This window comes from Streptomyces sp. Je 1-79 (genome assembly GCF_025195125.1).
Lineage (GTDB): Bacteria > Actinomycetota > Actinomycetes > Streptomycetales > Streptomycetaceae > Streptomyces.
In genome coordinates, this window is the sequence record NZ_JAMGSL010000001.1 from 84,650 (window position 1) to 108,339 (window position 23,690).

Annotated in this window: 24 protein-coding genes; 17 read left to right on the top strand and 7 right to left on the bottom strand. The window is 72.7% G+C overall.

Annotated elements, in window-relative coordinates:
* Positions 1-4: 4 nt before the first annotated feature.
* Positions 5-838 (top strand): enoyl-CoA hydratase/isomerase family protein, encoded by an 834-nt coding sequence (locus M5362_RS00360; RefSeq protein WP_260225159.1) that lies wholly within the window; start codon positions 5-7, stop codon positions 836-838.
* Between the two features lie 25 nt (positions 839-863).
* On the opposite strand, the gene M5362_RS00365 is transcribed toward M5362_RS00360, so the two are convergent.
* The 3 genes from M5362_RS00365 to M5362_RS00375 all read right to left on the bottom strand — a co-directional run bounded on the left by M5362_RS00365 (position 864) and on the right by M5362_RS00375 (position 3,729).
* Positions 864-1,646, bottom strand: coding sequence for a VOC family protein (locus M5362_RS00365; RefSeq protein ID WP_260225160.1), 783 nt, complete (start codon positions 1,644-1,646; stop codon positions 864-866).
* Positions 1,647-1,788: 142 nt separating this feature from the next.
* On the bottom strand, positions 1,789-2,694 hold the full coding sequence (locus M5362_RS00370) for an SDR family oxidoreductase (protein ID WP_260225161.1): 906 nt from the start codon (positions 2,692-2,694) through the stop codon (positions 1,789-1,791).
* A 69-nt stretch (positions 2,695-2,763) separates the two neighbouring features.
* Positions 2,764-3,729, bottom strand: coding sequence for an NAD(P)/FAD-dependent oxidoreductase (locus tag M5362_RS00375; RefSeq protein ID WP_260225162.1), 966 nt, complete (start codon positions 3,727-3,729; stop codon positions 2,764-2,766).
* A 75-nt stretch (positions 3,730-3,804) separates the two neighbouring features.
* On the opposite strand from M5362_RS00375, the gene M5362_RS00380 reads away from it, so the two are divergent.
* The 11 genes from M5362_RS00380 (at position 3,805) to M5362_RS00430 (ending at position 15,305) form a co-directional block, all read left to right on the top strand.
* Complete coding sequence (locus M5362_RS00380; RefSeq protein WP_260225163.1) at positions 3,805-4,410, top strand: helix-turn-helix domain-containing protein; 606 nt, start codon at positions 3,805-3,807, stop codon at positions 4,408-4,410.
* 133 nt (positions 4,411-4,543) lie between these two features.
* A complete protein-coding gene (locus M5362_RS00385; protein WP_260225164.1) occupies positions 4,544-5,509 on the top strand; it encodes an NADPH:quinone oxidoreductase family protein in 966 nt (321 codons plus the stop codon).
* Positions 5,509-6,705, top strand: coding sequence for an acyl-CoA dehydrogenase family protein (locus M5362_RS00390; protein WP_260225165.1), 1,197 nt, complete (start codon positions 5,509-5,511; stop codon positions 6,703-6,705). Before M5362_RS00385 ends, M5362_RS00390 begins: the two co-directional genes overlap by 1 nt.
* Positions 6,702-7,778: an acyl-CoA dehydrogenase family protein gene (locus M5362_RS00395; RefSeq protein ID WP_260225166.1), complete on the top strand. Its 1,077-nt coding sequence runs from the start codon at positions 6,702-6,704 to the stop codon at positions 7,776-7,778. Before M5362_RS00390 ends, M5362_RS00395 begins: the two co-directional genes overlap by 4 nt.
* A gap of 99 nt (positions 7,779-7,877) precedes the next feature.
* Positions 7,878-9,485, top strand: a complete 1,608-nt coding sequence (locus M5362_RS00400) for an ABC transporter substrate-binding protein (protein WP_260225167.1) — start codon at positions 7,878-7,880, stop codon at positions 9,483-9,485.
* A gap of 23 nt (positions 9,486-9,508) precedes the next feature.
* A complete protein-coding gene (locus M5362_RS00405; RefSeq protein ID WP_260225168.1) occupies positions 9,509-10,474 on the top strand; it encodes an ABC transporter permease in 966 nt (321 codons plus the stop codon).
* Positions 10,467-11,303 (top strand): ABC transporter permease, encoded by an 837-nt coding sequence (locus tag M5362_RS00410; RefSeq protein ID WP_260225169.1) that lies wholly within the window; start codon positions 10,467-10,469, stop codon positions 11,301-11,303. Before M5362_RS00405 ends, M5362_RS00410 begins: the two co-directional genes overlap by 8 nt.
* Positions 11,300-12,346: an ABC transporter ATP-binding protein gene (locus M5362_RS00415; RefSeq protein WP_260225170.1), complete on the top strand. Its 1,047-nt coding sequence runs from the start codon at positions 11,300-11,302 to the stop codon at positions 12,344-12,346. Before M5362_RS00410 ends, M5362_RS00415 begins: the two co-directional genes overlap by 4 nt.
* Positions 12,347-12,568: 222 nt before the next feature.
* A complete protein-coding gene (locus M5362_RS00420; RefSeq protein ID WP_260225171.1) occupies positions 12,569-13,270 on the top strand; it encodes an ABC transporter ATP-binding protein in 702 nt (233 codons plus the stop codon).
* A gap of 121 nt (positions 13,271-13,391) precedes the next feature.
* Positions 13,392-13,586, top strand: coding sequence for a hypothetical protein (locus tag M5362_RS00425; RefSeq protein ID WP_260225172.1), 195 nt, complete (start codon positions 13,392-13,394; stop codon positions 13,584-13,586).
* A 135-nt stretch (positions 13,587-13,721) separates the two neighbouring features.
* Positions 13,722-15,305: a hypothetical protein gene (locus M5362_RS00430; RefSeq protein ID WP_260225173.1), complete on the top strand. Its 1,584-nt coding sequence runs from the start codon at positions 13,722-13,724 to the stop codon at positions 15,303-15,305.
* Between the two features lie 60 nt (positions 15,306-15,365).
* Here the strand turns inward: M5362_RS00430 and M5362_RS00435 are convergent, their stop codons facing one another.
* Positions 15,366-16,166, bottom strand: a complete 801-nt coding sequence (locus M5362_RS00435; protein WP_260225174.1) for a VOC family protein — start codon at positions 16,164-16,166, stop codon at positions 15,366-15,368.
* 314 nt (positions 16,167-16,480) lie between these two features.
* Here M5362_RS00435 and M5362_RS00440 point away from each other — a divergent pair, with 314 nt between their 5' ends.
* On the top strand, positions 16,481-17,560 hold the full coding sequence (locus tag M5362_RS00440; RefSeq protein WP_260225175.1) for a dihydrodipicolinate reductase: 1,080 nt from the start codon (positions 16,481-16,483) through the stop codon (positions 17,558-17,560).
* Positions 17,557-18,036, top strand: coding sequence for a carboxymuconolactone decarboxylase family protein (locus M5362_RS00445; RefSeq protein WP_260225176.1), 480 nt, complete (start codon positions 17,557-17,559; stop codon positions 18,034-18,036). The genes M5362_RS00440 and M5362_RS00445 overlap by 4 nt, the downstream gene beginning before the upstream one ends.
* Before the next feature lie 12 nt (positions 18,037-18,048).
* On the opposite strand, the gene M5362_RS00450 is transcribed toward M5362_RS00445, so the two are convergent.
* Positions 18,049-19,626 (bottom strand): GMC oxidoreductase, encoded by a 1,578-nt coding sequence (locus tag M5362_RS00450; protein WP_260225177.1) that lies wholly within the window; start codon positions 19,624-19,626, stop codon positions 18,049-18,051.
* Between the two features lie 161 nt (positions 19,627-19,787).
* Here M5362_RS00450 and M5362_RS00455 point away from each other — a divergent pair, with 161 nt between their 5' ends.
* Positions 19,788-20,564, top strand: a complete 777-nt coding sequence (locus M5362_RS00455; RefSeq protein ID WP_260225178.1) for a hypothetical protein — start codon at positions 19,788-19,790, stop codon at positions 20,562-20,564.
* A 30-nt stretch (positions 20,565-20,594) separates the two neighbouring features.
* Here M5362_RS00455 and M5362_RS00460 read toward each other — a convergent pair whose 3' ends face one another.
* Positions 20,595-21,323: a VOC family protein gene (locus M5362_RS00460; RefSeq protein ID WP_260225179.1), complete on the bottom strand. Its 729-nt coding sequence runs from the start codon at positions 21,321-21,323 to the stop codon at positions 20,595-20,597.
* A gap of 212 nt (positions 21,324-21,535) precedes the next feature.
* Between M5362_RS00460 and M5362_RS00465 the strand changes: the two genes are divergently transcribed.
* Positions 21,536-22,717 carry an aromatic acid exporter family protein gene (locus tag M5362_RS00465; protein ID WP_260225180.1) on the top strand — a complete coding sequence of 394 codons (1,182 nt, stop codon included), beginning with the start codon at positions 21,536-21,538 and terminating at the stop codon, positions 22,715-22,717.
* 31 nt (positions 22,718-22,748) lie between these two features.
* Here the strand turns inward: M5362_RS00465 and M5362_RS00470 are convergent, their stop codons facing one another.
* Positions 22,749-22,940, bottom strand: coding sequence for a hypothetical protein (locus tag M5362_RS00470; protein WP_260225181.1), 192 nt, complete (start codon positions 22,938-22,940; stop codon positions 22,749-22,751).
* A gap of 181 nt (positions 22,941-23,121) precedes the next feature.
* Between M5362_RS00470 and M5362_RS00475 the strand changes: the two genes are divergently transcribed.
* On the top strand, positions 23,122-23,400 hold the full coding sequence (locus M5362_RS00475; protein WP_260225182.1) for a hypothetical protein: 279 nt from the start codon (positions 23,122-23,124) through the stop codon (positions 23,398-23,400).
* The last annotated feature ends 290 nt before the right edge of the window (positions 23,401-23,690 follow it).

Here is a 23,690-nt window from a genome sequence, read left to right on the forward strand (position 1 = left end):
CGCGGTGATCGACACGCTCGGCACGGAGATCCCGGAGGGGGAGGAGCGACTCACGCTCACGGTCGAGGACGGCATCGGGGTCCTCACCCTCTGCCGGCCGGAGAAGCTCAACGGCTGGAGCTGGGAGGCCAGTCGGCAGCTGGGGCTGATGGCCGACCGGATCCGCTTCGACGAGAACGTGCGGGTCGTGCTGGTGCGGGCCGAGGGGCGCGCGTTCTGCGCGGGCGTCGACGTCACCGCGCCCGGCGGCGGGATCACCGGCCGTACGACCGCCGAGAAGATCCGGCGGTACGACGAAGGCATCCGCTGGGTCCACGAGCGGTTCGCGGTCCTCGCCCGGCTGCCCCAGCCCGTCGTGGCCGCCGTCCAGGGGTACTGCCTCGGCTTCGGATTCGAGCTCGCGCTCATGGCGGACGTCAGGATCGCCGCCGAGGACGCCGTCTTCGCCCTCCCCGAGGCGGGCATAGGCGTCGCCGTCGACGCGGGCGGCGATCTGCGGATCGCCCGTGAGGCCGGCGCGGGCTGGGCCAAGTACCTGGCCCTCACCGGCCGCCGGATCGACGCGGCGACCGCCGAACGGCTCGGCCTCGTCCAGCTCGTCACACCACGCGACGAGCTGGACGGCGCGGCCCGCGAGACGGCGGCCGCCATCGCGGCCGCCGCGCCGCTCGCGGTCCGCGCGATCAAGCGGAACATCGACGCCTTCGCGGACCAGGGTCTGGCCGCCGCGCTCGACCGTACGGCGCTCTCCGCCGCCCTGACCCTCTCCTCCGACGACGCCCGCGAGGGCTACGCGGCGAAGGCGGCGCGCCGTGCCCCGCGCTTCGAGGGCGGCTGAGACGCCGCCGGGGGTCCGCGGCGGGTCAGCCCTGCTGCGGGGCGGGCTTCAGCACGGCGAACGGGGCTCCGAAGGGGTCGGCCAGCCAGGCGATCCGGCCCACGTCCGGGATGTCGGCCGCCGGCATGAGGACCGACCCGCCGTTCCCCTGGGCCCGTACGACGATGTCGTCCGCGTCCGCGACGGCGAAGTACGGAATCCAGCGGGCGTGGTTCCCGCCCTCCTGGAGCTCGGCCACCCCGCCGAAGGAGGTGTCCTCCAGGTCCCCTTCGGCGGTGGACAGCACCCGGTAGGTCATGCCCGGCGCCTCCATCTCCTGCGAGCGCCAGCCGAACAGCTTCCCGTAGAAGTCCAGGGCCGCCCGCGGGTCGGGCACGTGCAGCTCGGCCCAGCAGAGCGTGTGCTTCTCGGAGGTCCGCTCCAGACCCTTCGTCCGGCCCGGCTGCCACACCGCGAAGTCGGCGCCCGCCGGGTCGGTCAGCTGAGCCATCCGCCCGGCGTCCATCACGTCCATGGGCTCGGCGCGCACGGACCCGCCGGCGCTCTCGGCGGCCTGGGCGGTGCCGTCGGCGTCGGGCGTCTGGAAGTACAGCGTCCAGGTGCTGCTCGCGCCCTCCTCGGTCAGCGGACCGAGGGCGGCGACCGTCCGCCCGTCCTGCTGGAAGAAGCCGTATCCCCCGGCCTCCGGACCGGCCGAGGCGAACTCCCATCCGAAGACGGCGGTGTAGAACGCGGCGGCGACGGCCGTGTCGGGGCTGCCCAGGTCGACCCAGCTGGGCGATCCCTTGGTGAAGTCCGTACCGAGCATGTGGTGTGCCCTGCCTTTCCGTGTCTGGAGGTCGTCCGGCCACCCACCCTCGCCGATCCTCGCCGCTCTCCAGGGCCCCCGCAGCCGCTGCCGCCCGGGTTCATCCGCGTGGACCAGCGCGATCCGGGTGGACCGGCGCGCGTCACTCCCCGAACCGTCCACGCCCGAGCTGTTCGCGCACCGGCACCACGGGATCGTTGACGAGGGCCCGGCGCTGCCAGTTCGCGCCGTCCACGACCAGCGTGTGACCGGAGACGAACCGGGCGTACGGCGAGGCCAGGAAGGTCGCCGCCCAGCCCAGCTCGCGCGGGTACCCCACGCGCAGGGCGGGCTGTCGGGCGTCCTGACGGGGTGCCCGCGCGAGCGCGCCCCGGATGTCGCCCGTCATGTCGTCGTGCGGCATCAGCCCCGGCACCAGGCCGTTGACCTGGATCCCGTACGGCCCCCATTCCACCGCCAGCGTCTCCACCAGGTTCTTCACCCCGGCCTTCGCCGCCGCCGAGTGGGCGAAGCCGGGGCCGCCGGTCCAGGCGTACGAGGCGCCCACGTTCACGACGGATCCGGGCGTCCGCGCGGCGAGGTGGCGCCGGCCGAACTCGCGGGTCATGAACCAGGTCCCGGTGAGCGTGATGTCGACGACCGCGCGCCAGCCGTTGGGCGACAGCTCCTCCGCCGGTACGGGGAAGTTGGCCGCCGCGTTGTTCACCAGGACGTCCGGACGGGAGCCGAGAGCCGCCTCGCAGGCGTCGAAGGCCCCGGCCACCGCCGCGGGCTCACGGATGTCGCAGGCCGCGGTCGCCACCCGGGCCCCGCCGATCTCGGTCAGCTCCCGCCGTGCGGCCTCCAGGCGGGCTGCGGTCCGGCCGACGAGCATCAGCCCGGCGCCCAGCCGGGCGAACTCGGCCGCGATCGCCTTCCCGAGACCCGACCCGCCCCCGGTCACCAGGACCGTCCTCCCCTCGTACGTCCCCGGCGGCAGCGCGCTCGTGCCGAGCGGGGGAGGGGCGGGCAGTCCCGGCGGATCCGTCTCCGTCTCTGCGTTCGTCATGCCGCATCGATAGCGGGTCGCGGGCGAGAACTGAAGCCCCGTCAACACGAGAGTGGCCCGAAGCCGCCCTCAGCCCGCGGCCGCGACCCTGCGGTCCAGCTCCTCCGTGATCAGCTCCATGTTGATGGCGACCCCGGCCCGGTAGCCGCCGCTCGCCGCGTTGATCACCTGCTCCTGGGCGCCGATCGCGTTGCCCGCCGCCCACACGCCCGGCACGCTCGTCCGGCCGGTCTCGTCCACGGCGACGAACGCCCCGAGCGGCGTCTCCTGGGTCTTGGCGCCCAGCGCGGTCAGCAGGCCGTCCCGGGGCGTCATCCGCGTACCGACGAAGAGCACGTCACGCTCCACGAGCCGGCCGTCGGACATCCGTACACCGGTGAACCGGTCGTCCTCGACGGCGAGGCCCGCCACCTCTCCCGCCACCACCTCGATGCCGGCCGCCGCCACCTGGGCGCTCTGCTCCTCGGGAAGCGGTCCGGCCGTGTGCAGGAAGAGGGTCACGTCCGGGGACCACTGGGAGACGATCAGCGCCTGAAGGGCGCCGAAGACAGGGTGGGCGAGCACGCCGAAGGCCTGGTCCCTGACCTCCCAGCCGTGGCAGTACGGGCAGTGCAGCACGTCCCGCCCCCAGCGCTCGGCGACGCCGTCGACGGAGGGGAGCTCGTCGACGAGGCCGGTGGTGACGACGAGGCGGCGCGCGCGGACCAGACGGCCGTCGTCCACGGTCACCACGAAGCCGTCGGTGTCGCCGATCTCCCGTACCGCTCCCGTCACCTGCCCGGTCGTCCACTCCACCCCGTACGCGGCGATCTCCCGCCGCCCCGTCTCCAGGAACTCCGCCGGGTTCATCCCGTCCCGGGAGAGGTAGCCGTGCATATGGGCGGCGGGGGCGTTGCGCGGCTCGCCCGCGTCGACGACCAGGGTCCGGCGGCGCGACCGGCCGAGGATCAGGGCCGCGCTCAGCCCCGCCGCGCCACCGCCGACCACCACGACGTCGTACTGGGGCGGTTCGCCTGTGCTCGTGTGTTCGCTCATACCGCAAGCGTTGCCCGGCGGAGGGAGGCTGACAAACATTCTTGCCGTTTCCGCAAGGCGAGGCATGATGGAGTCATGAGTGAACCAGCCGCATCCGGAACCGGGGACGAACGCATCGACGCCGTGCTGAACGAGGTCGGCCCACGGCTGCGCCGGATCCGGCGCGACCGCGGCGCCACCCTGGGGGACCTGTCCGCCTCCACGGGGATCTCCGTGAGCACGCTCTCCCGGCTGGAGTCCGGGCAGCGCAGGCCGAGCCTGGAGCTGCTCCTCCCCATCGCCCGCGCGCACCAGGTGCCGCTGGACGAGCTCGTCGGCGCGCCGCCGGTCGGCGACCCCCGGGTCCGGGCCAAGCCGATCGTGCGCCACGGCCGGACGATGTTCCCGCTCACCCGCCAGCCGGGCGGCCTCCAGGCGTACAAGGTGGTGCAGGAGAAGCCGTACGAGAATCCGGACCCGCGCGTCCACGAGGGGTACGAGTGGCTCTACGTCCTGTCCGGGAAGCTGCGCCTCGTCCTCGGTGAGCACGATGTCGTGCTGGGGGCGGGGGAGGCGGCCGAGTTCGACACGCGCGTCCCGCACTGGTTCGGCCCCACGCCCGACGGGCCGGTGGAGTTCCTGAGTCTCTTCGGTCCGCAGGGCGAGCGGATGCACGTACGGGCCCGGCCGAAGCAGTCCTGAGGGAAGGGGCCGCGCGGGGTGAGGCCCGGCCCCGGGTGCAAGAAGTCCGCGGCACATGGTTCCACCAGCCACAAGCGACCGCTTAGTATGCGACCGACCGCGCAGTACGGACGACGGCTGGTGGAGGACCGCGATGCAGGCATGGCGAGTGCACGAGAACGGCGAGCCGGGCGAGGTGATGCAGCTCGACGAGGTGGAGACGCCCACACCGGGCGAGGGGCAGCTCCTCCTCAAGGTCCGCGCCGCCAACGTCAACTTCCCCGACGCCCTCCTCTGCCGGGGCCAGTACCAGGTCCGGCCGCCGCTTCCCTTCACCCCTGGCGTGGAGATCTGCGGCGAGACCGAGGACGGCCGGCGGGTCATCGCGACCCCCGCCCTGCCGTACGGCGGCTTCGCCGACTACGCGGTGGCGGACGCGGCGGCCGTGCTGCCCGCCCCCGAGGCCCTCGACGACGCCGAGGCGGCCGCCCTCCACATCGGATACCAGACCGGCTGGTTCGGCCTGCACCGCCGCGCCGCCCTCAAGGAGGGCGAGACCCTGCTCGTGCACGCCGCGGCCGGCGGCGTCGGCAGCGCCGCCGTCCAGCTCGGCAAGGCCGTCGGCGCCACCGTCATCGGCGTCGTCGGCGGAGCGGACAAGGCCGAGGTCGCCCGGGCACTCGGCTGCGACGTCGTCGTCGACCGGCGCTCCGAGGACGTCATCGCCGCCGTCAAGGAGGCCACCGGCGGCCGCGGTGCCGACGTGATCTACGACCCCGTAGGCGGCGACGCCTACACCCAGTCCACCAAGGTCGTCGCCTTCGAGGGACGGATCGTGGTGGTCGGCTTCGCGAGCGGGGTCATCCCGTCGGCCGCCCTCAACCACGCCCTCGTCAAGAACTACTCGGTCGTCGGACTCCACTGGGGCCTCTACAACCTCAAGGACCCGGCGGCGATCCTGCACTGCCACGAGACGCTCACCGAATACGCCGCCAAGGGCCTGATCAAGCCGCTGGTCAGCGAGCGCGTCCCGTTCGCCGGCGCGGCCGACGCCGTGCAGCGCGTCAGCGAGGGCGTCACCACCGGCCGGCTCGTCGTCCTGCCGGAAGGAGCCGCGTGATGGCCACCGCGATCGACGCCGACGAACTGCGCACCCGCACACGTCGGTTGCTCGCCGAGCACCCGCCCGCCACCACGGACCGCACCGACTTCCTGCGCGCCCGCTTCGACGCCGGGCTCGCCTGGGTGCACTACCCCGAGGGCCTCGGCGGGCTCGACGCCCCGCGCTCCCTCCAGGCCGTCGTGGACGCCGAACTCGCCGCCGCAGGCGCCCCCGACAACGATCCGCGCCGGATCGGCATCGGCCTCGGCATGGCGGCGCCGACCCTCCTCGCGTACGGCTCCGAGGAGGTCAAGCGGCGCTTCATCCGGCCGCTCTGGGTGGGCGAGGAGGTCTGGTGCCAGCTCTTCAGCGAGCCCGGCGCGGGCTCCGACCTCGCGGCGCTCGGCACCCGCGCCGTCCGCGACGAGGCCACCGGCGACTGGATCGTCCACGGCCAGAAGGTGTGGACGTCCAGCGCCCATGTCGCCCGCTGGGCCATCCTCATCGCCCGCACCGACCCCGACCTGCCCAAGCACCGCGGCATCACGTACTTCATCTGTGACATGAGCGACCCGGGCGTCGAGGTCCGGCCGTTGCGCCAGATCACCGGTGAGGCCGAGTTCAACGAGGTCTTCCTCACCGACGTCCGTATCCCCGACGCCCACCGGCTCGGCGAGACCGGCGACGGGTGGCGGGTCGCCCAGACCACCCTGATGAACGAGCGGGTCTCGATCGGCGGCGCCCGCATCCCCCGCGAGGGCGGCATGATCGGCCCGGTCTCCACGACCTGGCGCGAACGCCCCGAGCTGCGCACCCACGACCTCCACCGGCGGCTGCTCGACCTCTGGGTGGACTCCGAGGTCGCCCGCCTCACCGGGGAACGGCTGCGCCAGCAGCTCGTCGCCGGGCAGCCGGGGCCCGAGGGCAGCGCGATGAAGCTCGGCTTCGCCCGCCTCAACCAGGCGGTCAGCGGCCTGGAGGTCGAACTGCTCGGCGAGGAAGGGCTGCTGTACGGGGACTGGACCATGCGCCGCCCCGAGCTCGTCGACTTCACCGGCCGCGACGCCGGGTACCGCTATCTGCGTTCCAAGGGCAACTCGATCGAGGGCGGTACGACCGAGGTCCTGCTCAACATCGTCGCCGAACGCGTCCTCGGCCTGCCCGCCGAGCCCCGCAACGACAAGGACGTCGCCTGGAAGGACCTCGCGCGATGACTGACCTTCTCTACTCCGACACCGAGGACGACCTGCGGGCCGCGGTCCGCTCCCTGCTCACCGACCGGGCCGACCCGAGTGTGGTCCTCGGCGGGATCGAGAGCGGCGACCCGTACGTCCCCGGCCTCTGGAAGTCCCTCGCGGGCGAGATCGGCGCGGCCGGACTGCTGGTCCCCGAGAAGCTGGGCGGACAGGGCGCGAGCCACCGCGAGGCCGCCGTGGTCCTGGAGGAGCTGGGGCGCGCGGTGACCCCCGCGCCGTACCTCACCAGCGCGGTGGTCGCGACCGAGATCCTGCTCGCCCTGGACACCGAGAGCGCCCCGGTCGCCGAGCTGCTCGCGGGTCTCGCCGCCGGCCGCACGGTCGCCGTCCTCGCGCAGCCGCTGTCCACGGCCCCCGACGACGAGCCGCCCGTCACCGGCACCGTGAACGGGGTCGCCGACGGCGGCCTCGCCGACGTCTTCCTCGTGGAACGGGCCGACGGCCTCCACGCCGTACCGGCGGCCGACGCCACCGTGGAGCCGCAGACCCCGCTCGACCTGACCCGGCCGCTCGCCCGGGTCACCACGGACGCCGGCTCCGGCACCCGCCTCGCGGACGCCGCCACGGCCCGCGCGGCCGTCCGGCGCGGCCTGCTCGCGGGAGCCGGGCTCCTCGCCTCCGAGCAGCTCGGGCTCGCCGAGTGGTGCCTGGAGGAGACGGTCCGCCACACCCGTACCCGCTACCAGTTCAACCGGCCCGTCGGCTCCTTCCAGGCGCTGAAGCACCGCATGGCGCAGCTCTGGCTGGAGGTCGTCAACGCCCGGGCGGCGGCCCGCGCCGCCGCCGACGCGCTGGCCGCCGGCAGCCCCGACGCGCCGCTGACCGTCGCCGTCGCCCAGGCGTACTGCTCCAAGGTCGCCGTCCACGCGGCCGAGGAGTGCGTGCAGCTGCACGGCGGCATCGGCATGACCTGGGAGCACCCCGCCCACCTCGCGCTGAAGCGGGCCAAGTCGGACCAGATCGCCCTGGGTTCGGCGGGGCGGCACCAGGACGCGATCGCCGCCCTGGTCGGCCTCCCGGCGCCCGCATGACGGGAAAGTAAGGGGCCCTTGTGCCCGCACCCCTTTACATACTGTTTAATTGCGAGTCGTTCGCAACAACAGTTGATCTTGAAGAGGGGTGTGGGCACGATGACCGCCCGATCCATACGCGGCGTGGCCGCCGCGACGCTGGCCGGAGCGATGGCCCTCACCGCGGCCGCCTGTTCGAACCCGGGCGGCACCGCCGCGGGCTCCGGCGGTCCGAAGGACTCCGCGGTCGTCGGCATCGCCTACGAGCCCGAGACGCTCAGCCCCCTCCTCGGCTACGGCAAGGACGGCAACTCCAAGATCTTCGACGGGCTCCTCGCCTTCGACGACAGCCTGCAGCTCCGCCCGGCCCTCGCCGCCGAGCTGCCCCAGGTGAGCGCGGACGGGCTGACGTACACGTACAAGCTCCGCAAGGGCGTGACGTTCAGCGACGGCAAGCCCTTCTCGGCCAAGGACGTCGTCTTCACCTACAGGACCGTGCTCGACCCGAAGACGAACAACCCCTCCAAGACCGAGCTGGACGCCCTGAAGGACGTCAAGGCCGTCGGCGAGGACACCGTCGTCTTCACCCTGAAGTACCCCTACGCGCCCTTCGCCGAGCGCACCGTCCTCGCCATCGCCCCCGAACACGTCGCGGGCGGCCAGGACGTCAACACCGGGGCCTTCACCACCAAGCCCGTAGGCACCGGCCCGTACGTCCTCACCGACTGGTCCAAGGGCGAGAAGCTCAGCTTCAAGGCCAACCCCACCTACTGGGGCGGCGCCCCGCAGGTGAAGAAGTTCACCATGGCGATCATCAAGGACGACGACGTCCGCGCCACCAGGCTGCGCGCCGGTGACCTCGACGGCGCCATCCTGCCGCCCAACCTCGCCGCCGGGTTCAAGGGCGACAAGGCGAAGAAGACGTACGCCGCCAAGACGTACGACTACCGCACCGTCACGCTCCCCACCCACAACAAGGTCACCGGGGACACCGCCGTCCGCCGCGCCCTCGACGTCGCCGTCGACCGGCAGGCCATGGTGGACAAGATCCTCGAAGGCGCCGGAAAGCCCGCCTACGGGCCCGTACCCACCGACAGCGAGTGGTTCGCCAAGGGCACCGAGCGCCGCCACGACCTCGACGCCGCCAAGAAGATCCTCGACGAGGCGGGCTGGAAGCCCGGCCCCGACGGTGTCCGTGTGAAGAACGGCGTCCGCGCCGAGTTCCCGCTCTGGTACCTCTCCGGCGACAAGCTCCGCCAGGACCACGCCCTCGCCTACGCCTCCGATGCCAAGAAGGCCGGCATCGCCGTCAAGACCCAGGGCGGCACCTGGGAGGTCATCGAGCCGCGGATGAAGACCGACGCGGTCCTCGCCGGCGGCGGCTCGCCCGGCGACCCGGACTTCGACCAGTACCTGCTGCTGACCTCCAGCCTCGGCGGCGACGGCTTCAACAACATGGCCTGGTACGACAACAAGACCGTCGACAAGGCCCTGGTCGACGGCCGCCGCACCGACGACCCCGTGAAGCGGCGCGCGGCCTACGACATCGTCCAGCGCGAACTGGTGAAGAACCCCGGCTACACCTTCCTCACCCACATCGACCACCTCTACGTGGTGAACGACAGCTGGGACGGCCTGACCACCCAGACCGAGCCGCACGACCACGGCCTCGCGTCCGGCCCCTGGTGGAACGTCGAGACCTGGAAGCCCAAGGGCGCCGCGAAGTGAGCCGACGCCTCCCCTGGGGGGCCATGGCCCGGATGACGGGACGGCGGGCCCTGTTCGCCGTCCCCGTTCTCCTCGCCGTCACCTTCGCGGTCTTCGCCGTCGCCGACGCCTCCCCCTTCGATCCCGTCAAGGCCTACGCCGGCACCGCCGGACTCACCGCCTCGCAGGAGAACCTCGACCAGCTCCGCGCCAACCTCGGCGTCGACCGGCCCCTCACCACCCGCTGGTGGGAGTGGCTCACCTCGGCGCTCCACGGCGACCTCGGCGACTCCAGCGTCATGCGCCAGCCCGTCGCCGACGTCATCGCCGAACGGATCGGCTGGTCGGCGCTCCTCGCCACCACTGCCTTCCTCATCGCCATCGCGCTCGGCACCGGCCTCGGCGTCCTCGCGGGCCGCCGTCGCGGCGGCCTGCTCGACCGGGCCGTCAGCTCCGCCGCGTACACCCTGGAAGCCGCACCCTCCTTCTGGCTCGGGCTGCTCGCCATCTGGTTCTTCGCCCTGAAGCTCGGCGCCCTGCCCGCCGGCGGCCTCACCGACACCGCGAGCGACACCGTCACCTTCGACCAGGTCGCGAGCCACCTCGTGCTGCCCGCGCTCGTCCTCGGCATCTCCCAGCTGCCCTGGTTCTTCCTCTACGTCCGCCAGGGCGTCGGCGACGCCATGGAAGAGGACCCCGTACGCGGCGCACGCGCGCGTGGTCTGCGAGACCGGACCGTCCTGCTCGGCCACGCCCTGCGCTCCGGAATGCTCCCCATGCTCACCCTCGTCGGCTCCCGCGTCCCCGAACTCATCACCGGAGCCCTGCTCGTGGAGACCGTCTTCAGCTGGCCCGGAATCGCCGCGGCGACCGTCCAGGCCGCCACCTCCGTCGACTTCCCGCTGCTCGCGGCGCTCACCGTCCTCGCCACCGCCGCCGTCCTCCTAGGCAACCTCCTCTCCGACCTGCTGTACGGGCTCGCCGACCCGAGGGTGGGCTTCGATGGCTGAGGCGCGCACCCGGCGACTGCGCCTGTGGTCCTCCGCCGGGATCGTCGGCGCGGTCCTCCTCGCCGTCCTCCTCGTCCCACCGCTCGTCCAGCTCGACGAACAGGCCGTCGAACTCTCGCTGAAGCTCCTGCCCCCGTCCTGGGAGCACCCCTTCGGCACCGACGACGTCGGCCGCGACCTGCTGCTGCGCTGCGTCTACGGACTGCGGATCTCGCTCCTCGTCGGCCTGGTCGCCGCGCTCGTCGCCACCGTCATCGGCACCGCCGTCGGCGCGGCGGCCGCCTCCCTGGGCGGCTGGACCGACCGGGTCGTGATGCGGATCGTCGACGCCTTCTCCTCCGTACCGCACCTGCTGCTCGGCATCTTCATCGTCGCCATGTTCCGGCCGGGGGTGTGGCCGGTCATCGTCTCCGTCGCCCTCACCCACTGGCTGTCGACCGCCCGGATCGTCCGCTCCGAGGTGCTCTCGCTGCGCTCCCGCCCGTACATCGACGCGGCGATCTCCGGCGGCGCCTCACGGTGGCGGGTGACCGTACGCCATCTGCTGCCCGCCGTCCTGCCGCAGGCCGGGCTCGCCGCCGTCCTGATGGTGCCGCACGCCATGTGGCACGAGTCCGCCCTCTCCTTCCTCGGCCTCGGTCTGCCCAGCCACCAGGCCAGCCTCGGCAACCTCGTCCAGTCCGCGCGCTCCTCGCTGCTCGCCGGCGACTGGTGGCCGACGCTCTTCCCCGGTCTGCTCCTCATCGTGCCGACCCTGGCCATCGCCGGGCTCGCCGGAGCGTGGCGGGACCGGCTCAACCCGCGCCGCCGATCGGAGCTGATGCTGTGAACGCCCCGGACTCCCGTGTCGCCCGCGCCCTGGAAGCGGTCACGGCCGAACGCGCAGGGCAGGCCGTCCTCAGCGTGCGCGGGCTCTCCGTCCGCTTCCGGATGCGCGGCGGACGCCACGTCGCCGCCGTCACCGACGCCGACTTCGACCTGGCGGCGGGGGAGTGCCTCGCCCTCGTCGGCGAGAGCGGCTGCGGCAAGTCCGTGCTCGCCTCCGCGCTCCTCGGCCTCCTGCCGGGCAACGCCGAGACGGCCGGCACGGCGCTGCTCGTCGGCGTCGACCTGCTCGCCGCCGACGAGCGGACCCTGGCCCGTACGGTACGGGGACGGCGCATCGGTCTCGTCCCGCAGAGCCCGGCCGCCCACCTCACCCCCGTGCGGACCGTGCGGTCCCAGCTGGAGGAGTCCGTCCGCGAGCTGACCGGAGCCGCGCGGCGGGAGCGCCGGGCGGCGGCCGAGGCGGCCGCGGAACGGGCCGCGTTCCCGGCCGGTCACCTCGACCGGTACCCGCACGAACTCTCCGGCGGCCTCGCGCAGCGTGCCGCGACCGCGCTCGCCCTGATCGGCGACGCGCCGCTCCTCCTCGCCGACGAGCCGACCACGGGCCTCGACCGCGACCTCGTCGAGCGGACGGTCGACGAACTGCGCCGCCACGCCGACGACGGGCGGGCGCTGCTGCTCATCACCCACGACCTCGCCGCGGCGGAGCGCATCGCCGACCGGGTGGCCGTGATGTACGCCGGGCGGATCGTCGAGACGACCGCCGCCCACCGCTTCTTCGGGCAGCCGGGCCCGCGCCACCCCTACGCCCGGGGGCTGCTGAACGCTCTGCCCGAGCGCGCGTTCACCCCGATCCCCGGTATGTCCCCGGAGCTGACGGCTCTCCCGGCCGGCTGCGCGTTCGCCCCGAGGTGCCCGCGCGCGACGGAGGCCTGCGACACGCTTCCGGAGCCGCTCGCGGGGGTGGCCTGCCACCACCCGGAGGGACGGGCCCCGATGCGTGACGCCCCCCGCGCCAGCCGAGGCGCGGCCCCCGATGCGTGACGCCCCCCGCGCCCGCCGAGGCGCGGCCCCCGATGCGTGACGCCCCCCGCGCCCGCCGACGCGCCGCCCCCGGTCGCACCGCCGCTCCCGGTCGCACCGCCGCCACCGGGCGGCCGACGGTGCGGCTCGTCCCCGGTGAGCCCCGTCGGGGGATCGTCCCCGCCCGTACCGGCCCGGCGGCCGGTGACAGCCCCCTCGCTCCCGTCGCACCAGGAGTGCCCCGTGCTTGAACTCGACTCCGTCACCGCCGGCTACGACCGCCGTGCCCCCGTCTTCGTCGACACCTCGCTCACCCTCGCGCCGGGCGCCTCCGTGGGCCTGCTCGGCCCGAGCGGGTGCGGGAAGTCCACGCTCGCCCGGGTCGCCGCACTGCTCCACCGGCCCGAAGCCGGTCGTGTCACCGTCGACGGGGAGGTGGTGCGGGGCTGGCGCCACGCCGCGCCGCGCGGTCTGCGGACCGCGATCGGCGTGGTGTTCCAGCAGCCCCGGATGTCCGCCGACCCGCGGCTGCGCCTGCGCGATCTGATCGCCGAACCGCTCCGGGCGGGCGGCCGCCGCGCCGACGTCCCCGGACGGCTCGCCGAGCTCGCCCCGGCCGTCGGTCTCACCGAGGACCTGCTGGCGCGCCGACCCCACGAGGTCAGCGACGGCCAGCTGCAACGCGCCTGTCTGGCACGGGCGTTGGTGCTGCGCCCGCGCTGGCTGGTGTGCGACGAGATGACGGCCATGCTCGACGCCTCGACGACGGCGGCCCTGGTCGCCGCCGTGGAGGCGTACCGCGCGGAATCGGGCGCGGGCCTGCTCGCGGTCGGCCACGACCGCGTCCTCCTCGACCGCTGGTGCGACCGCACGGTCGAGTGGTCCGACTGCGTGCCCGGGACCGTCGCCGCAGGCGCACGCGCACGACGACTCGGGGCTTCCTGAACCGCCGACGGTGAATCTCACCCGTTCGGCAGACATGCCGTACGGCCGGACGGCGCTCCCGCTGCGCCACACTGGCGGCCGAACGCCGCGATTCCGGCGCGGCGCAAGGAGGGTGTGGGCGATGGCCGTATCCGTCTCTGTCGTACTGCTGCTGCTCGTCCTGGCGGTGATCTTCCTCCGCAGCGGGGGCCTCAAGCTCTCCCACGCGCTGGTCTGCGCCCTGCTCGGCTTCTTCCTCGCGGGCACGAGCATGGCGCCGACCATCCAGAACGGGGTCGCCGCCACCGCCAACGTCGTCAGCAGCCTCAAGCCCTGAGATCCCCCACGCGCGCCGTAACGTTTCACGTCCGTGAAGTGACCATGAAACCAGCGGCAGTTCCATGTACATCTCACGCACTCGGGCCTAACGTCGGCCGCCGGCGCGACCGACGTACGCACCCGAGGAGCCGCATTGACGACCCCCCGCAGACGAGCCCGTGTGCTCGCCCTGATCGCCGCGGTGACCGCGACCGCCCTCGCGTTCGCCACCCCCGTCGCCCTCGCCGACGAGATACCCCTGGCCCCCGGCCACCGGCTCGTCGACCACTACGACGGCGCGCCCGCGCCCGCCCGGCCCGTGCCGGGCGACGCGCCCGCCCAGCATCCGTACCTCGCCCCCAACGGCCGCAGCGGCATGCACGCCGACGGCGTCGGCAGCGGCACCCACCCCTTCTCCGGCCCGCTCGGCCGCGACCCGCGGGTCTCCAGCGAGAAGATCGCCGCCGTCGGCGGCGAGTGCGCCACGGTCACCTTCGACGCCGACGGGCGCCTGGTCACCGTCTGCGGCACGTTCTCCGGCTTCCTGCTCAAGCTGCTCGACCCGCGTACCCTGGACACGCTCGCCGAGTACAAGCTGCCGCAGCGCTCCTCGACCGTCGAGGCCATCACCCGGCTCGACTTCGAGAAGATCTTCAAGGACACCTCCGGCGGCGCCTACTTCTACCTCGACAACCGGGACCGGGTCGTCCTCGCCGACTCCCGCCAGCACATCCTGCGTATCGCACACCGTCAGAAGACCGACGGTGGCTGGGAGTTCGTGGTCGAGGACGACTGGGACCTCACCTCGCTCGTCCCGCACGACTGCGTCAGCTGGACCAACCTCTTCCCCAGCGGCGTCTGCGACCCCGTCACCTCCGTCATGCCCGACTGGGACGGCCGCATCTGGTGGGTGACACGGCTCGGCAGGGTGGGCACCGTCGACCCCGCCACCGGAACGCTCCGCTCGGTCCGGCTGGACGGCGAGGAGATCCAGAACTCCTTCTCCGTCGCCGAGGACGGCGTCTCCATCGTGACCGACCACGCCCTGTACAGCTTCCGCGCGGACGCCGACGGCACCCCGCGGATCCAGTGGCGCCAGACCTACGACCGGGGGACCGGCACCAAGCCCGGCTCGGTGAACCAGGGTTCGGGCACCACACCCGACCTCTTCGGCGCCCGGGAGGAGTACGTGGCCATCACCGACAACGCCGACGACCGGATGAACGTCCTCGTCTACCGGCGCGGCGACGACGTCGCCGACGCGGACCGTCTGGTCTGCAAGGTCCCGGTCTTCGGCTCCGGCGCCTCCACCACCGACAACTCCCTGATCAGCTGGGGCGACAGCCTCGTCGTCGAGAACAACTACGGCTACGAGAACCCGACCACCCTGACCTTCGGCCGCAGCGTGGTCGGCGGCGCGGCCCGGATCGACGTCCGCCCCGACGGCAGCGGCTGCGACACCGTCTGGGAGAGCGACGTCCGCTCGCCCTCCACCGTCCCGAAGCTCTCCACCGCCAACGGCCTGCTCTACTTCTACGAGAAACAGCCGAACCGCCTCGGCGTCGACGCCTGGTACCTGACGGCCGTCGACTTCCGTACCGGGAAGCGCGCCTGGACGCGGCTCACCGGCACCGGCCCGGCGTACGACAACAACTGGGCACCGATCACCATCGGCCCCGACGGGACCGCGTACGTCGGCGTCTTCAACGGGATCGTCGCCGTCCGCGACGGCGGCTGAGGCGCGACGACGGTGCCCGGGGCCGCTCGCCGCGGCCCCGGGCACCGTCATACGTACCGCTCAGGTCATCTCGGGCACCTCGCCCACGGTGGTCTTGACGTCGATCACCGCGAACGCCGCGCCCTGGGGGTCCACGATCGCCGCGAACCGGCCGAAGGGGCTGTCCATCGGCCCGAAGACCTTCTGGCCGCCGAGCTTCACGGCCCTGTCGACCGCCTGGTCGCAGTTGTCGACGGCGAAGTAGACCTGTACGTACGACGGGACGTCGGCCGGGAAGTCCTCCGCCGTCATCTCCATCCGCCCCAGCACCGGCATGTCGCCGCCCAGGTCGAAGACCATGTAGTCCATGGTCTCGTCGGCCATTTTCTTCGCGTTGTAGCCGAAGACCGACGTGAGGAAGGCGTCCGACTTCGCGGGCTCCCGGGTGAAGACCTCGGCCCAGACGTAGGACCCGTTCTCGCCCTCCAGCTCGAAGCCCTCGTGGGTGCCCGGCTGCCAGATGCCGAAGACGACGCCGGCCGGGTCCCGCGCCAGGCACATGGAGCCGAAGTCGCCCACGGCCATCGGTTCCATGAGGACGGTGCCGCCGCTGCTCTTGATCTTCTCGGCGGTGGCGGCGGCGTCGGGCGAGGCGAAGTACAGACACCAGGCCGACTGCTCGTCGCCGTCCTGGCCCGGCATGGGCGGAACGACGGCCGCGACCGCCTTGCCGTCGCGGTACGCCTGGGTGTAGTTGCCGAACTCCGTGGAGGACTCGCCGAAGGTCCAGCCCAGTACGTCGCCGTAGAAGTTCTTGGCGCCTTCGACGTCGGTGAACATCGCGTCGGCCCAGATGGGTGTGCCTTCAGGTCGTGCGGCCATGACGGTGACTCTCTTCCGATCGACGGGTCTCGATGGGGTTGCCGAAACCCACGCTAGTCAGGGCGGACGCGACCCGCTCGGTGACGGAGCGTGGCCGTGGCCCGCGGACTACGGGAGAAGATCCCCACGCCGTTCGGCGGCGCCACGCGGTACCGTCGGCGGGGTGGTGACGCACGGTGACGGAAGCGTCGACGGCCCCCGGGTGGCCGGCTGGGAGTCCGCCGGTGTCGGCGGAGGTTCCGAGGGGGGCGCGTCCGCCGAAATCGTCCACCACACCTCTAGGAACTGACGGTGCGTCAGGTTACTCTCCCCGCATGATTCCGACCGTTGTCTGGGGAACCGGGAATGTCGGCCGCGCGGCCATACGGGCCGTCGAGGCCCACCCGGCGCTCGCCCTCGCCGCCGTCCTCGTCCACGACCCCGGCAAGGTCGGCCGTGACGCGGGCGCGCTCGCCGGACTCGACCGTTCCCTCGGGGTGGCGGCCACCGACGACATCGACGCCGTGCTCGCCGCCCGTCCCCGCGCGGTGGTGTACGCGGCCTCCGGCGACATCCGGCCCGACGAGGCGCTCGCCGACGTCGCCAGGGCCGTCCGCGGCGGCGCGGTCGTCGTGACGCCCGCGCTCTACCCGCTCTACGACCACCGCGGCGCCCCGCCCGAGTTCCGGGACCCGGTGCTCGCCGCCGTCGCCGAGGGCGGCGGGTCCCTCTTCGTCTCCGGCGTCGACCCCGGCTGGGGCAACGACGTGCTGCCCCTGCTCGTCAGCGGCCTCGGCTCCACCGTGGACGTCGTCCGCTGCCAGGAGATCTTCGACTACTCGACGTACGAGCAGGAGGACTCGGTCCGGCACCTCATCGGCATGGGGCACCCCATGGAGTACGAGCCCCTGATGCTCGCCCCGTCCGTTCCGACGATGGTGTGGGGCGGGCAGATCCGGCTGATGGCGCGCGCCCTCGGTGTCGAACTCGACGAGATCCGCGAGACCTTGGAGCGGCGCCCTCTCGACACCACGGTGACCACCCGCACGATGGGCGTCTTCGAGGCCGGCACCCAGGGCGCCGTACGGTTCGAGGTCCAGGGGATCGTCCGGGGGGAGCCCCGCATCGTCATCGAGCACGTCACCCGGATCCACCCCTCCTGTGCCCCCGACTGGCCCACCCCGCCCGACGGCGCGGGCGCCCACCGGGTGGTCATCGAGGGCCGCCCGCACATCGAGGTCACGGTCGAGGCCACCGACGAGGGCGAGAACCGCTCCGCCGGCGGCAACGCCACGGCCGTCGGCCGGCTCGTGAACGCCGTCGACTGGCTCGTGGACGCCAAGCCCGGCCTCTACGACGCGCTCGACGTCCCGCTGCGCCCCGCGGTGGGCCGACTGGGAAGGAATCGGCCATGAGGATCGACGTCCCCGAGGGAAGGCATCCGATCGAGTACGTCTGGGGCGAGATCGTCCCCGAGATCGGGACGGCCGCCGCGAACTTCTCCCTCTCCGTCTACGCCCACACGACCCTGGGGCTGCGCGAGTTCGAGGCCGCGCGGCTCCGCATCGCGCAGGTCAACGGCTGTCTGTTCTGCCTCGACTGGCGGACCGACCGCGACGGCGAGAAGGTCGAGGAGTCGTTCGCGGAGGCGGTGACCCAGTGGCGTACCACCGATGCCTTCGACGACCGCACGCGGCTGGCCGCGGAGTACGCCGAGCGGTACGCCCTGGATCATCACGGTCTCGACGAGGAGTTCTGGACCCGTATGACCGCTCACTACAGCCAGCCCGAGATCGTGGAGCTGACGATGAGCATCGGCTCCTGGCTGTCGTTCGGGCGGCTCAACCGGGTGCTCGGGCTCGACGCGGTGTGCGTGCTGCCCACCCAGTGACGCGCCGGCGGGTCAGAGGTCGGCGGCGATGATCTTCTCGATGTTGCGTTCGGCGAGCGCGGTGATCGTGACGAACGGGTTGACGCTGGCGTTGCCCGGGATCAGCGCGCCGTCGATCACATAGAGGCCCGGATGGCCGTGCAGGCGGCCGTAGTTGTCGGTGGCGCGGCCCAGCACGGCGCCACCGAGCGGGTGGTACGTGAGGTGGTCGCCCCAGATCTTGTACGCGCCGAACAGGTCCGTGCGGTAGATCGTCCCCTCCTTGGCGTTGATCCTGTCGAAGATCGTCTTGGCGGCGTTGATGGAGGGCTGCTTCCAGGCGGTCTGCCAGTTGAGCTCGACCCGGCCGGCCGTGGGGTTCCACGAGAACTCGGCGCGGTGCGGGTTCTTCGTGATCGACAGATAGAACGAGGCGTACGTCTCGATGCCGGTGGGCAGCGGTGCCACCTCGGCGAAGGCCCCGCCGGCGTCCCAGTTGTCGATGCCGGCCGTCGGCATGGAGGACTGGAGCTTCCCGGTGGCGTCCCACATGTGGTTGGCGCGCCCGCACATGACGTTGCCGTTGTCGCCCCACCCCTTGCCGATCTCGCCGTTGAGGCCGGGCAGGGCGCCGGTGGCCCTCAGCCTGGTCAGCAGCTTGCTGGTGCCGACGCTGCCGGCCGCGAAGAAGACCCGGTCCGCGAGGACGGTCTCGGTGGACGTGGTGTTCCCCGCGGTGTCCAGGCGGTCGACGACGACCGTGTAGCCGCCGCCGGACGCGGGGGACACGGACGTCACCTTGTGCAGCGGTGAGACGGTGACCCGCCCGGTCGCCCTGGCCTGCGCGAGATAGGTCTTCTGCAGCGTCTTCTTGCCGTGGTTGTTGCCGTAGAGGACCTCCCCGGCCAAGGCCGATCTGGGGACCGAGCCCGCCGCCTCCTGCTTCATGTACTCCCAGTCGTAGACGTTGGGCACGAAGACGAACGGGAAGCCGGAGCGCTGTGCGTGCTTACGGCCGACCCGTGCGTACTGGTAGCAGGCGGCGCTCTCCCACCAGGCCGGGTCGACGTGGTTCACGCCGAGGCCGGCGTTGGCGCGCGGGTAGTAGACGTCGTACATCTCGCCGGCGTCGACGGACGGCAGGATCGCGCCGAAGTTCTCCCGGCGCGGGGTGACCGCCATGCCGCCGTTGACAAGGGAGCCGCCTCCGACGCCCCGGCCCTGGTAGACGGTGATGCCGCCGAACTCCTCGGCGTCCAGGATCCCCGTGTGCCGGGGGACGTCCTTGTCGAGCGGGAAGCCGAGGAACTGGCTGAGGGGCTGCTTGGTGCGGGTGCGCAGCCAGAAGGACCGGTGGTCGGGGGTGGTGGTGTTGGCGAAGATCTTTCCGTCGGGGCCCGGGGTGTCCCAGGCCATCCCCATCTCGACCATGCGTACGTCGACACCCGCCTGGGCGAGCCGCAGCGCGGCGACGGATCCGCCGTAGCCGGTGCCGATCACCAGAGCGGGGATGCGGGCCTGCGCGGTCGAGGCGAAGGCGTGGGAGGGGAGCGCGAGGGCTCCGAAAATAGAACCTGTTCCCGTGATGAATCCACGGCGCGACACAGCCATGTTGTTCCTCACTGTCGGGTGGAATGGGAACGAGTTCTACTGCCGCCCGCATGGGAAGTCACGGCATACCGATTGGTAACTTTTGGGTGGATCGCTCAAGAATGATCGGTGCAAAGCCGACATTTCGATGAGTGAGAGATCCACCCAGCCCGGAGCCCCCCATGCCCCTGCCGTCCCTCGCCCCCGAGACCCTCGACGACGCCGCAGAGCGGCTTCACTCCACCGCCGCCTGGCAGGAGATCGTCCGGCACTGGAACACCCCGGACGAGGCGCCTCCCGCGCCCGATGCGGTACTCGCGCGCGATGCCGTGCCCGCCCCCGATGCCGTACTCGCCCCCGAGCCGCCCTCCGGCCCCGATGCCGTACTCGCCCCCGAGCCGCCCTCCGGCCCCGATGCCGTACTCGGCTCCGAGCCGCCCTCCGGCCCTGATCCGGCCCCCGCCTCCGATTCGGCCCCCGCCTCCGAGGAGTGGCGTCGGCTGCTCTCGGTCCCCGTCGACCAGCTCGTGGCCACGGCCCTCGGCGCGCTCACCGCCCCGGCGCCCACCGAACGGCCGCTCCCCGGCCGGCTCGGCGCCGTCCTTCCCGACCGGCTGCACTCCTGGCGCCGCATCGGTCAGGAGGACGTACGCCCCTCCGTCCACCTGGCCCACGCCCGCCGCGTCCTCGTCGAATGGGGCTGGCAGAACCAGCCGTACCGCCTCCGCGACGCCCGGGGCGCCCGCTGCCTCTGCGGCGCCCTGCTCACCGCCCACCGCCTCGGCCACGGCAGCGCCGACACGATGAACCGCTCCGCCGCCTGGATCGTCACCGAGCTCCGCGCCCAGGGCTGGACAGGCCTCATCGGCCCCTGGAACCGCGCCCCGGGACGCACCGCGGAGCAGGCCCTCGCCCTCGTCGACGCGACGATCCGGCGCGCCGCGCACGCGGGGGAGTGACCACCCCGGTCCCGCGACGGCGCCGGGGCCTCACTCCACGCTGTCCGCCACCGTGAAGAGCCCGCCGTCGGGATCACGCAGCGTGACGCGCCGGCCGTTGCCCGAGGGCTGGACCGAGGACATGGTCGTGCCGCCCAGCCGAAGGGCCGTCTCCACCGTCTCGTCGACATCGAGGACACGGAAGTGCACGTGCCAGCGCGGCCGCACCTGAGGGTCCGGGGCCGCCTCCACGGCGCCCCCGAAGAGCCGGGCGACGGTGATGCCCCCGTGGCTCAGGACGACGTGGTCGTCCTCGTAACTGACCTGGCAGCAGCCGGGCCGCTCACCCGCCCAGTCCAGTACCTCGGCGTAGAAGATCGCCGCGTCGAAGGCGTTCCGGGTCCGCAGCTCCAGCCAGGCGGGGGCACCGCCCTTGCCGACGCTCCAGTCGGGGATGACCTCGCCCTCCCAGATGCCGAACACGGCCCCCTCGCGGTCCGAGGCGAGCGCCGCGCGCCCCGTCCCGAAGCGCAGCGGCCCCACGGCCACCGTGGCGCTGCGCTCCCGGATGCGCGCCGCGGTCACGTCGGCGTCCTCCACGGCGAAGTACGGGGTCCAGGCGACGGCCACCGCGAGGCGCGGCGCCAGCGCGCCGATCCCGGCGACCGGGGCCCCGTCGCTCAGGGCGACGGAGAACTCCTCACCCAGTCGGGTGGACCGGAACTCCCATCCGAAGACACCCCCGTAGAAGGTCTCGGCGGCGCCGAGATCGCGGGCCATGAGACTGACCCAACAAGGGGCGCCGGACACCGCATGGCTCGAGGTCGACACAACCTTCATCCATCCGTCGTGGACGCGTGATCACTTCCCATCCCACCGTACCCCCGGAGTGATCGCCATTCCGGCGAGCCGTACCGGTACGGCGTGCGAAGAGTCCGCCGGTAGGAAAGCCTGACAGGGTGAGGGACGTGCGCGCTGCGCTACGACGAGGGGTGGCCGACCTGCTTGCGCGGCGCCGGGATCCGGCGGTCGTGCAGATCGTCAGGTCCACGGCCGCGGCCACGATCGCCTATGTCGTCGCTCTCCAGCTCAGCAGCGAACCCGCCCCGCTGACGGCCCCGCTCACCGCGCTGCTCGTCGTCCAGGTGACCCTCTACTCCACGCTCACCACCGGCATCCGCCGGGTCAACTCGGTGGTCGTCGGTGTCATCATCGCCATCGCGTTCAGCGCCCTGGTCGGTCTCACCTGGTGGAGCCTCGGGCTGATCATCCTGGCCTCGCTGGTGGTGGGCCGCTTCGTGCGCGTCGGCGAGTTCGTGCCCGAGGTCGCGATCAGCGCGATGCTCGTCCTCGGCGTCACCCAGGTCACCAACACGGCCTGGGACAGGGTCCTCGAAACGCTCATCGGGGCGATCGTCGGCCTGCTGTTCAACATCGTCCTCGTGCCGCCCGTCTGGGTCGGCTCGGCGGGCGAGTCCATCGAGGCCCTGGCCCGGCGCATGCGCCTGCTGATGCTCGGCATCGGCGAGGAACTCACCACACCCACGCCCGTCGCCCACGCCGCCGCGCACCTGCACGAGGCCCGTCGCCTCGACAACGACGTGGCGGAGGTCGACGCGGCGCTGCGCCAGGCCGAGGACAGCCTCCGGCTCAACCCGCGCGTCAAGGAAGAGGAGGGCGTGCTGCACCGCATCGTGCTGCGCACCGGCCTCGACACCCTGGAGATCTGCGCCGTCGTGCTCCGCGTCCTCGCCCGGACCCTCACCGACCTCGCCAAGGAACGCACGGACACGGAACTCTTCCCCGACGACGTCGCGATCGCGCTCGAAGACCTCCTGGCGCGGGTCGCCGACACCCTCGTGAGCTTCGCCGTCCTCGTCACCACCGAGGTCAGCGCGGACGCCGACGCCGCGGACGAACGGCTCGCCGGGGAACTCCGCGCGGCCCGCGCGGTCCGCGACCACGCGGCGGACCTGCTGCTCCAGGTCGTCCAGCGCGACCCCCGCCAGTGGCAGCTGTACGGAGCGCTCCTCGCCGAGATCGACCGGATCCTCGACGAACTGGACCTCGAACACCGCGGACGCCGCCTCATGGAAGAGCTCGACCGCCACTCGCGCGAGCGCGCCGAGCGACGGCCGAGACTGTCGGCGCTCCGCGACCGACTGGGTGTGTGAGGGGCATCGGGGATATCGGAAAGTCCGGCTGTCAACGCCGGTCGTTCATCAGCTCCTGGAACGAACTCATACAAGGGGTGCAGTGACGGTCGGTCCTGTCGCGCTCCTCCAGCGGCTCCTCGTGCAGCGACTGCCCGCACAGGGCGATCGCGGTGCCGATGGCGGCCACGTGCCAGACGAAGATCCCGTCACGGGGCGCTATGCCGACGTGCATTTCGTACATGGTCGTCTCCATGCTCGGCGGACTCTCTTGCCCTTCCAGTGCACCCGAAGGAAGGCCTGTTGCACGCCCGGAGGGCGGCTGTTCGGGTGACGGGCGCCCCACCGCCTGCCAGGCTGCCCCGGTGCCGGATGGCTACGCTGGAGCAGGGGGCGTGGACGGCGAACCGGTCGGAGGCGACCCCATGAAGCGACGCCACCATTTCCATATCGACCATGCGGGGCACTCCGTCAGCGTCACGGTCCAGACCGGCCACAAGGCCGTCGTGGAGGTCCTCGTCGACGGCAAGGAGACGGGGTACGCCACCACCGCCGCCGACCGGCCGGTGACCGTGCACATCGAGCTGCCGACCGAACCGCCGACCCAGGCCACGATCCGCGCCGCTGCCGGGCCCGGCATCCCCCGCTGCGTCCTCGAAGTGCCCGGCGTCGAGCCGCAGGTCATGTCCCCGAGGCTCTACTGACCGGCCGCCGCGCCCGGACCAGCGCGCTGGTGCCGGGACGGACCGGCTCCAGCCCGACGAGGTAGACGCCGACGGCGTCGGTCACACAGGAGCCGGCCCGTCCGTACGCCGTATGGTCCCGGGCCACGTCCCGAGCGTCCCGGTGTCCCGGCGTGCCGACGTGCCGCAGGGCGGCGCCGCGGGCCTTGCCTGGGCGAGGACGCCGGCCCGGCCGGCGTCGGTGCGCGGGGTCAGGGGGTGCCCGTTCCCCCCGGGGCGCCAGGCGCCGGCTCGGCGTGCGTCCTCCTTGC

What these genes read in the sequence shown, in the direction of transcription:
- M5362_RS00365 (WP_260225160.1), bottom strand. Translation starts at nt 1,646, where the DNA reads ATGCTCGGTACGGACTTCACCAAGGGATCGCCCAGCTGGGTCGACCTG.
- M5362_RS00370 (WP_260225161.1), bottom strand. Translation starts at nt 2,694, where the DNA reads ATGACGAACGCAGAGACGGAGACGGATCCGCCGGGACTGCCCGCCCCT.
- M5362_RS00375 (WP_260225162.1), bottom strand. Translation starts at nt 3,729, where the DNA reads ATGAGCGAACACACGAGCACAGGCGAACCGCCCCAGTACGACGTCGTG.
- M5362_RS00380 (WP_260225163.1), top strand. Translation starts at nt 3,805, where the DNA reads ATGAGTGAACCAGCCGCATCCGGAACCGGGGACGAACGCATCGACGCC.
- M5362_RS00385 (WP_260225164.1), top strand. Translation starts at nt 4,544, where the DNA reads ATGCAGGCATGGCGAGTGCACGAGAACGGCGAGCCGGGCGAGGTGATG.
- M5362_RS00390 (WP_260225165.1), top strand. Translation starts at nt 5,509, where the DNA reads ATGGCCACCGCGATCGACGCCGACGAACTGCGCACCCGCACACGTCGG.
- M5362_RS00395 (WP_260225166.1), top strand. Translation starts at nt 6,702, where the DNA reads ATGACTGACCTTCTCTACTCCGACACCGAGGACGACCTGCGGGCCGCG.
- M5362_RS00400 (WP_260225167.1), top strand. Translation starts at nt 7,878, where the DNA reads ATGACCGCCCGATCCATACGCGGCGTGGCCGCCGCGACGCTGGCCGGA.
- M5362_RS00405 (WP_260225168.1), top strand. Translation starts at nt 9,509, where the DNA reads ATGGCCCGGATGACGGGACGGCGGGCCCTGTTCGCCGTCCCCGTTCTC.
- M5362_RS00410 (WP_260225169.1), top strand. Translation starts at nt 10,467, where the DNA reads ATGGCTGAGGCGCGCACCCGGCGACTGCGCCTGTGGTCCTCCGCCGGG.
- M5362_RS00425 (WP_260225172.1), top strand. Translation starts at nt 13,392, where the DNA reads ATGGCCGTATCCGTCTCTGTCGTACTGCTGCTGCTCGTCCTGGCGGTG.
- M5362_RS00435 (WP_260225174.1), bottom strand. Translation starts at nt 16,166, where the DNA reads ATGGCCGCACGACCTGAAGGCACACCCATCTGGGCCGACGCGATGTTC.
- M5362_RS00440 (WP_260225175.1), top strand. Translation starts at nt 16,481, where the DNA reads ATGATTCCGACCGTTGTCTGGGGAACCGGGAATGTCGGCCGCGCGGCC.
- M5362_RS00445 (WP_260225176.1), top strand. Translation starts at nt 17,557, where the DNA reads ATGAGGATCGACGTCCCCGAGGGAAGGCATCCGATCGAGTACGTCTGG.
- M5362_RS00450 (WP_260225177.1), bottom strand. Translation starts at nt 19,626, where the DNA reads ATGGCTGTGTCGCGCCGTGGATTCATCACGGGAACAGGTTCTATTTTC.
- M5362_RS00455 (WP_260225178.1), top strand. Translation starts at nt 19,788, where the DNA reads ATGCCCCTGCCGTCCCTCGCCCCCGAGACCCTCGACGACGCCGCAGAG.
- M5362_RS00460 (WP_260225179.1), bottom strand. Translation starts at nt 21,323, where the DNA reads ATGGCCCGCGATCTCGGCGCCGCCGAGACCTTCTACGGGGGTGTCTTC.
- M5362_RS00470 (WP_260225181.1), bottom strand. Translation starts at nt 22,940, where the DNA reads ATGTACGAAATGCACGTCGGCATAGCGCCCCGTGACGGGATCTTCGTC.
- M5362_RS00475 (WP_260225182.1), top strand. Translation starts at nt 23,122, where the DNA reads ATGAAGCGACGCCACCATTTCCATATCGACCATGCGGGGCACTCCGTC.